Consider the following 10,682-nt stretch of genomic DNA (forward strand, 5'->3'; position numbering starts at 1 on the left):
CCGTGGCGGCGGTCGCACCGGCCAGAGCGGTACCAGCACCCATCGCGATAGCGGCCAGGACGGTCATCGACTTCTGCAACTTGATCCGACGCACTTTGTGGTTTCCCCCCGCATGTTCCAGCCGTTCATCGGCCGGGCATGAGAAGAGATTCCGTTCCGCGCGGTGCACCCCCCGGTCCCGAACAGGTGCCGCCGAGTTGCGAACGGTCTGAACACCACGACTTGAGGATTTCGGCGCCGAAAAACCTCGCCATCCGGGTGGTACCGGACACAGCGGGGTGGGTGCCGGGCCTGGCGGGGCCCGGCACCCGGATCAGGCGGCGGCGCGCTGCACGGCCGTGGCCGGGTTGCCGTCCGCGGCGGCGGCGAGCTGCGGCACGAGCTTGTCCAGCAGAAGCGGCAGGCTCAGCACGGAGACGAACGACGTGGCCGCGCCGAGGAGTTCCTCGTTCTCCAGGTAGATGTCGCGGCCCTCGGTCTTGACCTTGAGCTTGGCGTAGAGCGGGTCGGCCTGCACCTTCGCCTTGTCCGGCGCGTACTTGTCGACCAGCCAGATCAGCGCGCCGGTGTCGAGCAGATCCGTGCGCTCCTTGCTCAGGTTCGCCCCGAACTCCTTGCCGGTCACCTCGGCGAGACCGTCGGGCAGCTTGAAGCCCAGGTCGGTGAGGAAACGGCCGCGGGAGTCCTGCGGGCCGTACACGTAGTAGCCCTCCCACGTGGTGGCCATCAGGCCGGTCGCGCCCGCGAACTCGGGGTGCTCCTTGCGGACGGCCGCGAAGCGGGCCTCGACGTCGGCGACGAGCTTGTCGGCCCGCGCCTTACGGCCGACGGCCGACCCGGCCGTACGCGTGAGGTCCTGCCAGCTGACGCCGTAGTCGACGACGTCCTTCGGCTGCGCCACGGTCGGCGCGATCTTCGACAGCGTCGCGTAGTCGCTGGAGGACAGGCCTGAGTAGACCGCGAGGATCAGATCGGGACGCAGGGCCGCGACTTTCTCGAACTGGATGCCGTCGGTGTTCGTGAGCACCTGCGGCTTCGCCGCGCCGCCGAGGGCCGCCTCGGCCCAGGGCCAGATCGCGCCGGGCTTGCCGCCGAACCACTCGGTGGTCGCGGTCGGCACGACCCCGAGCGCGAGCAGGGCGTCCTGCTCGACCAGGCCGACGGTCACGATTCGCTTCGGCTCCGCGCCGACCGTCGTGGTCCCGTACTTGTGCGGCAGAGCGACCGGGAAGCCCGTGGCCGCGGCCGCCGCGCTGCTGCCGCCGCCGCTCTCGGCCGGCTCCGAGTTCGGGCCGCAGGCGCCGACAAAGAGTGTGAGTCCGGCCGCCGCCAACATGGCGGTCCGCCGGATCGTGAATAGCCGCACGGCTGATCCCTTCGCTTACGAGGCCCCGGGTCGGCGACCTCGGACGAGAGTGTAGGTTAGCCTTGCCTAACCAGACGAGCGGGATGGATGGATCGCGTTGACCCAGGGCACCACCGGCGTACGCCCGGCGCAGCGGACGGGCCCGCCGGACCGGCCGCGACGCCGGCCGGCCTCCCGATCCGGGCGCCGCTGGATCGGCCTCGCCGCCGGCATCGCCGTCCTCGTCGCCGCGGTGGCGTTGAGCGTCGCGATCGGCAGCCGCAACGTCGACCTCGGCACGGTCTGGCGGGTTCTCTGGCATGAGGACGGTTCGCCGGAGTCGGTGATCGTCCACCAGCTGCGCCTGCCGCGCACCCTGCTCGGCATCGGCGTCGGCGCCGCGCTCGGCCTGGCCGGCACCGTCATGCAGGCGCTCACCCGCAACCCCCTCGCCGAGCCCGGCCTGCTCGGCGTCAGCCTCGGCGCCTCGACCGGCGTCGTGCTCGCCGTCGCGTTCCTCGGCGTCGCGAACGCCACCGGCTACGTCTGGTTCGCGTTCGCCGGCGCGGCGCTCACCTCGGCCGCGGTGTTCGCCCTCGGCGGCTCCGGCGGTGCGCACACGCCCGAGCGCCAGATCCTGGCCGGCGTCTCGCTCACCTCGGTGCTCGGCGCGATCGTGTGGGCCGTCCTGGTCACCCGCCGCGAGGCGTTCGACCGGTACCGGCACTGGGACGTCGGCTCCCTGTCCGACCGCGAGACCGCCACCATCATGCAGGTGATGCCCTTCCTGCTGGCCGGCATCCTGCTGGCGCTCGCCCTCGGGCGACAGCTGAACGCCCTCGGCATGGGCGACGAGTCCGCGACGTCGCTGGGCGCGCACCCGGGCCGGATCCGGGCGCTCGGCATCCTCACGGTCACCCTGCTCTGCGGCGCGGCGACCGCCGCGTGCGGGCCGATCTTCTTCCTCGGCCTCGCCGTCCCGTACGCCGCGCGCCTGGTCGCCGGCTCCGACCACCGCTGGATCCTCGCCTACTCCCTGGTCCTCGGCCCGGCCCTGCTGCTCGGTTCCGATGTGCTGGGCCGGGTGCTGGTCGCGCCGGCCGAGCTGCCGGTCGGGGTGGTCACCGCCTTCCTCGGCGCGCCGCTGTTCATCGCGCTGTGCCGCCGGCGCCGGCTGAGCGTCCTGTGAGCGCACACGGCCCCCGGATCGTGCTCCGCGCCGGCGGCCTCTCCGTGCGCCTGCACGTGCGCGCCCTGCTCGCCGGCGCCGCGCTGTCGCTCGCCGCGCTGGCCGTGGCGCTGGTCAACCTGTACAGCGGCGACTTCGCCATACCCCTCGCGGACGTGCTCCGCAGCCTCGCCGGCCGGGGCGACGTGGGCACCGACTTCATCGTCTACGAGCTGCGGCTGCCGCGGGTGCTGACCACGCTGCTCGTCGGCGCCGCGCTGGGCGCGAGTGGCAACGTCTTCCAGGGCCTCACCCGAAACCCCCTCGGCAGCCCCGACTTCGTCGGCCTGACCGTCGGCGCGGCGACCGGCGCGCTCGTGGTCATGCTGATCCTCGACGGCGGCGGTATCCAGGTCGCCGCCGGCGCGATCATCGGCTGCCTGCTCTCCTCGGTGGCGATCTACCTGCTGGCGTTCCGCCGTGGCATGCAGCCGTTCCGGCTCGTGCTCATGGGCATCGGCGTGTCCGCGCTGCTGGAGGCCGCGAACTCCTACCTGATCTACCGCGGCCGGGTGGAGGACGCGCTCGCCGCGCAGGTCTGGCTCCTCGGCAGCGTCAACGGCCGCGGCTGGACCGAGGTCCTCCTGGTCGCCGCGGCCGTCGCCGTCCTGCTACCCGTGGTGCTGCACTACGGGCGGCACCTGAACATGCTCGCGCTCGGCGACGACATCGCCGTCCTGCACGGCGTACCGGTGGGGCGCAGCCGGGCCGTGCTCGCGCTCGCCGCCGTCGGCCTGTCCGCCGGCGCGACCGCGGCGGCGGGCCCGATCGCCTTCGTCGCCCTCGCCGCGCCGCCGCTCGCCGCCCGGCTGGCCCGCTCACCGAACGCCGGGATCCTGCCGAGCGCCGCGATGGGCGCCGCGCTGCTCACCGCGGGCGACTGGGCCGGGCAGCACGCGCTGCCGGGCAACGACGTCCCGGTCGGCGTCGTCACCGCCGCCCTCGGCGGCGTCTACCTGACCTGGCTGCTGTTCCGCGAACGACGCACCCGAGGATGAGGAACGACCCATGACCGACGACGCCCGCCTCGAGGCAACCGCCCTCACCCTCGCCTACGACCGCAGGGTGGTCGCCGAGAACCTCGACGTGCGGATCGCCGACGGTTCCTTCACCGTCATCGTCGGCCCCAACGCCTGCGGCAAGTCGACCCTGCTGCGCGCCCTGGCGCGGGTGCTGAAGCCGCAGGCCGGTGCGGTGCATCTCGACGGCAACGCGATCGCCTCCTATCCGTCGAAGCACATCGCCAAGCAGCTCGGCATGCTCCCGCAGTCCCCCGTCGTGCCCGGCGGCATCGTCGTGGAGGAGTTGGTCGCCCGGGGACGGTTCGCGCACCAGCGGCTGATGCGCCAGTGGTCACGGCAGGACGAGGCGGCGGTGTCCGAGGCGATGCGGATGACCGAGGTCGCCGACCTGGCCGACCGCTTCGTCGACGAACTCTCCGGCGGCCAGCGCCAGCGGGTGTGGCTGGCCATGGCCCTGGCGCAGCAGACGCCCATCCTGCTGCTCGACGAGCCGACCACCTTCCTCGACCTGTCACACCAGTTCGAGGTCCTCGACCTCTGCGCCGAACTGCACGAGCAGGGCCGCACCATCGTCGCGGTGCTGCACGACCTCAACCACGCCTGCCGCTACGCCACCGAGCTCATCGTCATGCGCGCCGGCCGGGTGATCGCACAGGGCGCGCCCGCGGACGTGATGACGGCCGGGCTCGTCGAAACCGTGTTCGCCATGCCGTGCCGCGTGATCGCCGACCCCGAGACCGGCACCCCGATGGTCGTACCCGCCGGCCGGCACCGCCGCCGTGGCGACGGCGCGGCGGCGCCGGCCGCGCGGGCCTCCGCGGACGTGGCCGTCAGCCCCGGCTGTACCTCTCCCACCGGATGAACGCCGTCCGGTAGGCCGTCGGCGTGTCGTCGGCTCTCCCCCGCCGCCGCGCGGCAGGCCGGCTCCGAACCTCGGGTCACCTCGCGCGGTCGCGGTAGGCGCGAGGGAGGCGCTCCCGCGGCGTGCCCGCGACCACGCGGTCGCGTCCCTGGCGTTTGGCGGCGTAAAGGTTGCGGTCGGCGGTGGACAGCGTCGCGGCCTGGGTCGGTGGCGAGTTCTCGCTGACCGCGGCCACGCCGATGCTGACGGTGACGGGCAGGTCGCCGGTGAGGTCGTGCCAGCGGTGCGCGCCGACGGCCTGCCGGATGCCGTCGAGGGTGGTGGTCGCGGCGGAGACCGGGGTGACGGGCAGCACGAGCAGGAACTCCTCGCCGCCGAGGCGGGCGACGAACCCGCGCGGTGCGACCGCGGCCAGGCCGGTTTCCAGGAGCTTGGCGACCTGGACGAGGACCTGGTCGCCGGTGTCGTGTGAGAGCTGGTCGTTGATCCGTTTGAAGTGGTCGATGTCGGCGACGGCCAGGCTCAGGCGGGGGTCCTTGGCGATCAGGGCGGGCAGTTCCTCGTCGACGTAGCGGCGGTTACGCAGCCCGGTCAGCGGGTCGCGGCGGGCCTGCTCGCGGTACTGCTCGGCCTGCTCGCGGGCCTCGGTGGTCTCGAACATCGCCTGCCGGGTCTGTGCCTGCGCCTCCCGTTCCTGCGAGCGCAGGCTCTCCCGCGCGGCGACGCCGTCCTTCAGCGCGGCGAACGCCGCGGCGTGGTCACCGCGGGCGGCGTGCAGGTCGGCCTGCTCCTCGTGCACCTGCACCAGCAGGGCGTGCAGTTCGAGCTCGGCGCACTGCTCACGGCAGGCGTCCAGGCTCTCCTGGGCGCGGCCGGTGTCGCCGAGGCCGCGCCGGGCGCGGGCCAGAGTGAGCTGGTAGCTGGCCAGGTCGGCGACGTGCTCGACGAATCCGGCGTCGTACCGGGCGATGCAGGTCAGCATCGTCTGCTCAGCCTCGGCGTATTCGCCGTTGGCGGCCTGTACCTCGCCGACCGTGTGCAGGGTCGGCGGGTCGAGCTCGAGGCCGTGCGCGTCGGCGAGCTCGATCATCCGGCCGATGATCTCGCGGGCCTCCGCGAGGTCGCCGCGCTCGTGCTCGTAGTAGGCCCAGTTGTTGAGCAGGATCCGCAGCAGCTCCCACTGCTGGGTTCGCTGGGCCAGCTCCTCCGCCTGCCGGTAACGCAGCCGCGCCGCGTCCATCGCGCCGGTCTCGGCCAGCGCGTCGCCCAGCCTGGCGCGATGCCAGATCTGGGTGAACATGGTGGCGGTCTCGTCCAGCACCTCCACCGCGCTCAGCGAGTGTTCCAGGCGCTTGGCCGCGTCCCCGGAGTACTGGTGCACGGACGCGCACGCCGCGTGGGCGCGGGCCTCCAGCAGGCGGTCGCCGTGCCCGGCGGCCCACTGCTGTACGTCGTAGATCTCCCGGGCGATCCCCGCGATCTCCCCGGTACGCACGCACATCCGCGCCCGGCAGAGCCGGGCGCGCATGACCAGGCCCTCGTCGCCGAGCGCCGTGGCCTGCCGTTCCAGCTCGACCGCGGTCTCGTAGGCGGCCGCGGCGTCGGAGACGAACTCCTCCTCCACCTTCAGCAGTGCATCGGACAACGCCTTGGCATCCAGCGCGCTACCGTCCATCGGTCCACCCCGCTCTTCCCTTACCGCCTTTCCCATCGGCCCCGCGGATCGCCCGATTAGCCGGCCGAACGGAGATCAGCGGCACGTTGACGGCGCAGGGTCTCCGGCGCCCGGCGGCGCCCCTGGCCTGCGGTGACTCGGCGGCGGGCCCGGGGTAACGTGTGCCGGCCTCGCGGACCTCACGGCCGCCGGGGTTGCCCGTTCCAGGGCTGCGCCAGGCCTCGCCCGCCGCCGCAGACCCCGGAAAGTGACGCGGATCACTGCTGAGGGAGATCCGTGACGGGAGGTGGGTCGTCTTGCCAGGTGTGAGACGAACCTTGGACTCGGCCGACGAGGAAGAACTCGTGCGCCGCACCGCCACCGGCGACCGGCGGGCGTTCGACGAGCTGTACCGGCGCACGTCGCCGTGGCTCGCCGTGCGGCTGCGCCGCCGGTGCGCCGATGACGACGTGGTCGCCGACGTGTTGCAGGAGACCTATCTGGCGGTCTGGCGCTCGGCGGGCAGCTTCGCCGGCTCGGCCGCCTCCGGCAGCGCGGTGGGCTGGCTGTGGACCATCGCCGCCAACCGCCTGATCGACGCCTTCCGGCGGCGGGCCCGGCACGCGCAGGTGCCGGCGGTGCCGCTCGCCGAGACCGTCGCGCCCGCCGCCGAGGACGAGGTGATGGCCGGGCGCGTCGGCCAGGAACTGGAGCAGGCGCTGCTCGTGCTGCCGCCGGAACTGCGGCAGGTGCTGCGCGCCATGGTGCTCGACGGGCTCTCCGTACGGGAGACGTCCCTGCTGCTCAGCGTGCCGGAGGGCACCGTCAAGTCCCGCGCGCGGCGGGCCCGGATCGCCCTGCGGGAGGCGCTGTCATGACCACCCACCCGAACCTCGCGGTGATCACCCGCTACGCCGAGGGTGGCGCCGGCCTCGACGACGCCACCGTCTGGTCCGTGGAGCTGCACCTCGAGGGCTGCCCGGACTGCCGGGCCCGGCTGGCCGGCACCGCCACCGACGACACCCGCGCGCTGCTCGACCTGGTCGCCGCCGGGCTGGACCGGGGCATCGCCGCCGGGCCGGCACCGGTACCCGTACACGGCGCCTGGTCGGCCCTGCGGCGGCGATGGATGGTCTGGACGCTGCTGCCCTGGCTCACGATGACGGTGGCGGTGCTGGGCTGCGCGTACCTGCTCGAGATGGTCCGCCCGGACCTGCCGTCGCTGGTGCTGCTGCTCGCGCCGGTGGCTCCGCTGCCCGCGGTGGCGGTCGCCTGGAGCCGCCGCGCCGACCCGGCGTGGGAGCTGATCGCCGGCACCCCCGCGGCCGGCATGACGATGCTGCTGCGGCGCGCAGCGGGCGTGCTGGCCGTCCTCGTGCCCGCACTCGCCCTGGCGGGCGCCGGTACGGGGGCGTCGCTGGCGCTGATGCTGCTGCCGTGCCTCGCGTTCACCGCCGCCACCATCGCGCTGGGCACCGTGTGCGGCGTGCGGCGTGCCGCGGTGGGCCTCGGGGCGCTCTGGGCGGCCGCGGTGGTGCTGCCCAGCGTCGCCACCACGCACCTGCCGGCGGTGCTGCGGCCGGGCAGCGTCCCGGTCTGGGCGCTGGTCACCGTGGCGCTGGCCGCCCTCGCGGCGAGCCGCGCCGACGCCTACCGACGGCTGCCGAGCCACAGATGACAACGACACCCCGCACGTTCCCGCAAACAAAGGATTCGCTGATGCGTACGGTGAGCGCGGCCGAAACGGCTCCCACCACCCACCCCTGGGCCGTACACGCCGAAGGGCTGCGCGTGCGCGCCGGCCGGCACCTGGCCGTCGACGGGCTCGACCTGGCGTTCGGCACCGGCGTACACGGCCTGCTCGGGCCGAACGGCGCCGGCAAGTCCACGCTGATGCGCGCGCTGGCCACCGTGGTCAAGCCCGACGGCGGACGGCTGGCGCTACTCGGCGAGCGGGTCGACGGGCGCGCCGACCTGCGGCGGGTGCGCCGCGGCCTGGGCTACCTGCCGCAGCAGTTCGGGTTCTACCCGCGCTTCACGGTGCGCGAGTTCGTGGAGTACATGGCCTGGCTCAAGGAGATGCCCCGGACCGCCGTGCCGGGCGCGGTACAGCGGGCGATCGACCGGGTGGGCCTCACCGCCAAGGCCGACGCCCGGATGAAGACCCTGTCGGGCGGCATGCTGCGCCGGGCCGGCATCGCGCAGGCGATCGTGAACGACCCGGAGTTGCTGCTGCTCGACGAGCCCACCGTCGGCCTCGATCCCGAGCAGCGCCTGGACTTCCGCGAGCTGCTGCGTGATCTCGGCGTCGACTGCTGCGTCCTGGTCTCCACCCACCTGGTGGAGGACGTGACGGCGGCGTGCACCGACGTCGTCCTGATCAACGAGGGCCGGCTCGTGCACCGGGGCACGCCCGACACGCTGATAGCGCAAGGTGGCGCGGGCGACGCCGGCGACAGCCCGGCCGAGCGCGGCTACTCGGCGCTGCTGCGCCGGCACCGCTCGGAGGCGGGCCGATGAGCCGCATCCTCGGCATCGAACTGCGCCGCTCCTCCGCGGCCGGCACGGCGCTGCTCCTCCTGCTGGTCGGCGCCGCGATTCTGTACGCCGCCCCGGAACGGTGGTCCGCCGGCTGGATGCCCCTTGCCATGATCCAGCGGGAGTATCTGGTGCTGCTGTGGCCGCTGGCGCTGGCCGCCGGCGCCTGGCAGGCGCGGCGCGAGCACCGTTCGAACGTGGCGGAGCTGTTCGCCAGCACGGCCCGGCCGCGGGCACAGCGGATGGTGCCGACCCTCGGCGCCATGGGTATCGCGGTGGTGTGCGCCTACCTGACGATGGTGGCTGCGGGCGCGCCGTGGATCGCCGGCACAGCCCGCTACCTGCCGGCGGCCGCCGTCGCCGTCGCCGCCGTCGGCGCCCTGGCGCTGGTCGCGGCGGCCTGGCTGGGCCTGGCGATCGGACGGCTGATGCCGTCCCTGGTGACCGCGCCGGCGCTGGCGGTGGCGGGCATCGGGCTGCTCATGGTCATTCCGGTCGCGGTCCGTCGCACGGAGTGGCTGGCCCTGGTCTTCTCGCCCATGTACGGCATGGGCCAGTACACCGACTACCAGACCGTGTACGGCCGGGTCAGCGCCGCGCAGGCCATCTGGCTGGCCGCGCTCGCCGTCACCGCGGCGGCGCTGCTCGCCTCCGACGGATGGCGTACCCGCCTGGTGGCGCTACTGCCCGCGGTGCTCGGCGCCGCGCTGGCGATGACGGTCGTTCCCCGCGACGACGAGTTCGTCTCGCACCCGGTGGATCCGGTCGCACAGGAGCAGGTGTGTGCCGAGGGCAGCCCCCGCGTCTGCGTCAGCCGCGTCCACGCCGGACTGCTGCCCGAGGTGGTCCCGTCGGCCCGGCGGGCCATGACGATGCTGGCGAAGCTGCCGGACGCGCCGACACAGGCGCACGAGGACACCACCACCTTCTACCCGGACACGTCGCCGACCCGGCGCGCCGACACCGTGCTGATCCCCGTCCGCGTCGACAGCGCCGGTCACCTCGCTTCGGGCGCCAGGATCATCCCCGAGATGGTGTACGCCGCGGGCGCGAACACGCGCGGCTGCCAGGAGGCCCCGAGCACCGACGTCGCCCGCGCGGCCGGGGCCTGGCTGACGGGCGAGGAGCCGGTGGCGGAGCACTCCGACGAACCGGCCGAGGTGAACGCCGCCGCCGTGACGCTGTGGCAGGGCCTGCGGCAACTGCCCGAGGACGAGGCGGCGGCCCGCGTGGCGGCGGTGCGCCGGGCCGCCCTGGCCTGTGAGGACGTCGACGGGCTGTTGAGCAGGAGCGCCCGATGAGGTGGCTGACGCTGTATCTGCGCTCCCGGCGGGTGCCGGTGGCCCTGGCCGCCGCCGGCGGCATCGCGGCGCTGATGTGGACACTGTGGTCGGTGTTCTCGGACAGCCGCGACGTGGGCGCCGCCATGGTCATCCTGACCGTTCTGCTGCTGGTCGCGGCGGGCACGGCCACCCTCGCCGGCCCCGACGACACCCTGGAACGCACGGCCGCCGTGTCCTGGCCGCCGCGACGCGCGGCGCACCTGTTGGTCGCCCTGGCCGTCGTGCTCGTGCTGCTGATGGCCACCCTGGCGACCGGCGCCCGGTTCGGCCCGGCCGGGCTGGTGATCCGCGACGCGGCCGGCCTGCTGGGGCTGACCGCCCTCGGCGCCGCGACGATCGGCACGGCCCGATCCTGGTTCCTGCCGCTGGGCTGGACCCTCGCAGCGATCGTGTTCCCGCAACCGGAACGGGCCACCGGACAGATCCTGACCTGGCAGTCGCAGGCTCCGGACAACAAGGCCGCGGCGGTGACGGCGGCGCTGCTCGCGATCGGCGGGCTGGCCGCTTACGCACTGGGCGGGCCGGCCCGGCCCGCGCCCGCCGAGGCCGCCCTGTAGGCAGGCATTTCCGGCCGGGGGGCCCGGCCACCGCGGTGGCCCGCGGGTGCTCAGCAGCTGGCCCTCGACGTTGACGCTGTGCTCGGCCAGGATGCTGTTCACCTGCGCCAGTACGCCCGGCATGTTCAGGTGC

General features: G+C 74.0%; 10 protein-coding genes. 8 read left to right on the forward strand and 2 right to left on the reverse strand.

The window, feature by feature from the left end:
- Positions 1–313 precede the first annotated feature (313 nt).
- Positions 314–1,366: an iron-siderophore ABC transporter substrate-binding protein gene (locus AB0B58_RS41905; protein ID WP_360236862.1), complete on the reverse strand. Its 1,053-nt coding sequence runs from the start codon at positions 1,364–1,366 to the stop codon at positions 314–316.
- Positions 1,367–1,463: 97 nt separating this feature from the next.
- On the opposite strand from AB0B58_RS41905, the gene AB0B58_RS41910 reads away from it, so the two are divergent.
- The 3 genes from AB0B58_RS41910 to AB0B58_RS41920 are packed head-to-tail and all read left to right on the forward strand — an operon-like array spanning position 1,464 to position 4,457.
- Positions 1,464–2,534, forward strand: a complete 1,071-nt coding sequence (locus tag AB0B58_RS41910; RefSeq protein WP_360236865.1) for an iron chelate uptake ABC transporter family permease subunit — start codon at positions 1,464–1,466, stop codon at positions 2,532–2,534.
- On the forward strand, positions 2,531–3,571 hold the full coding sequence (locus AB0B58_RS41915) for an iron chelate uptake ABC transporter family permease subunit (RefSeq protein ID WP_360236868.1): 1,041 nt from the start codon (positions 2,531–2,533) through the stop codon (positions 3,569–3,571). Before AB0B58_RS41910 ends, AB0B58_RS41915 begins: the two co-directional genes overlap by 4 nt.
- Positions 3,572–3,581: 10 nt before the next feature.
- Positions 3,582–4,457 (forward strand): ABC transporter ATP-binding protein, encoded by an 876-nt coding sequence (locus AB0B58_RS41920; RefSeq protein ID WP_360236871.1) that lies wholly within the window; start codon positions 3,582–3,584, stop codon positions 4,455–4,457.
- A gap of 76 nt (positions 4,458–4,533) precedes the next feature.
- On the opposite strand, the gene AB0B58_RS41925 is transcribed toward AB0B58_RS41920, so the two are convergent.
- Positions 4,534–6,132, reverse strand: coding sequence for a diguanylate cyclase (locus AB0B58_RS41925; protein ID WP_360236874.1), 1,599 nt, complete (start codon positions 6,130–6,132; stop codon positions 4,534–4,536).
- A gap of 305 nt (positions 6,133–6,437) precedes the next feature.
- Here AB0B58_RS41925 and AB0B58_RS41930 point away from each other — a divergent pair, with 305 nt between their 5' ends.
- Genes AB0B58_RS41930 through AB0B58_RS41950 form a run of 5 tightly spaced genes read left to right on the forward strand, consistent with a single transcriptional unit; the run spans position 6,438 to position 10,549 of the window.
- On the forward strand, positions 6,438–6,989 hold the full coding sequence (locus tag AB0B58_RS41930) for a sigma-70 family RNA polymerase sigma factor (RefSeq protein ID WP_360236877.1): 552 nt from the start codon (positions 6,438–6,440) through the stop codon (positions 6,987–6,989).
- Positions 6,986–7,789: a hypothetical protein gene (locus AB0B58_RS41935; RefSeq protein WP_360236880.1), complete on the forward strand. Its 804-nt coding sequence runs from the start codon at positions 6,986–6,988 to the stop codon at positions 7,787–7,789. The genes AB0B58_RS41930 and AB0B58_RS41935 overlap by 4 nt, the downstream gene beginning before the upstream one ends.
- A 41-nt stretch (positions 7,790–7,830) precedes the next feature.
- A complete protein-coding gene (locus tag AB0B58_RS41940) occupies positions 7,831–8,631 on the forward strand; it encodes an ABC transporter ATP-binding protein (RefSeq protein ID WP_360236883.1) in 801 nt (266 codons plus the stop codon).
- Positions 8,628–9,950, forward strand: coding sequence for a hypothetical protein (locus AB0B58_RS41945; RefSeq protein WP_360236886.1), 1,323 nt, complete (start codon positions 8,628–8,630; stop codon positions 9,948–9,950). Before AB0B58_RS41940 ends, AB0B58_RS41945 begins: the two co-directional genes overlap by 4 nt.
- A complete protein-coding gene (locus AB0B58_RS41950) occupies positions 9,947–10,549 on the forward strand; it encodes a hypothetical protein (protein ID WP_360236889.1) in 603 nt (200 codons plus the stop codon). The genes AB0B58_RS41945 and AB0B58_RS41950 overlap by 4 nt, the downstream gene beginning before the upstream one ends.
- Positions 10,550–10,682 lie beyond the last annotated feature (133 nt).

This window comes from Actinoplanes sp. NPDC049118 (assembly GCF_040648555.1).
Taxonomy (GTDB): domain Bacteria; phylum Actinomycetota; class Actinomycetes; order Mycobacteriales; family Micromonosporaceae; genus Actinoplanes.

What these genes read in the sequence shown, in the direction of transcription:
- AB0B58_RS41920 (WP_360236871.1), top strand. Translation starts at nt 3,582, where the DNA reads ATGACCGACGACGCCCGCCTCGAGGCAACCGCCCTCACCCTCGCCTAC.
- AB0B58_RS41925 (WP_360236874.1), bottom strand. Translation starts at nt 6,132, where the DNA reads ATGGACGGTAGCGCGCTGGATGCCAAGGCGTTGTCCGATGCACTGCTG.
- AB0B58_RS41935 (WP_360236880.1), top strand. Translation starts at nt 6,986, where the DNA reads ATGACCACCCACCCGAACCTCGCGGTGATCACCCGCTACGCCGAGGGT.
- AB0B58_RS41940 (WP_360236883.1), top strand. Translation starts at nt 7,831, where the DNA reads ATGCGTACGGTGAGCGCGGCCGAAACGGCTCCCACCACCCACCCCTGG.
- AB0B58_RS41945 (WP_360236886.1), top strand. Translation starts at nt 8,628, where the DNA reads ATGAGCCGCATCCTCGGCATCGAACTGCGCCGCTCCTCCGCGGCCGGC.
- AB0B58_RS41950 (WP_360236889.1), top strand. Translation starts at nt 9,947, where the DNA reads ATGAGGTGGCTGACGCTGTATCTGCGCTCCCGGCGGGTGCCGGTGGCC.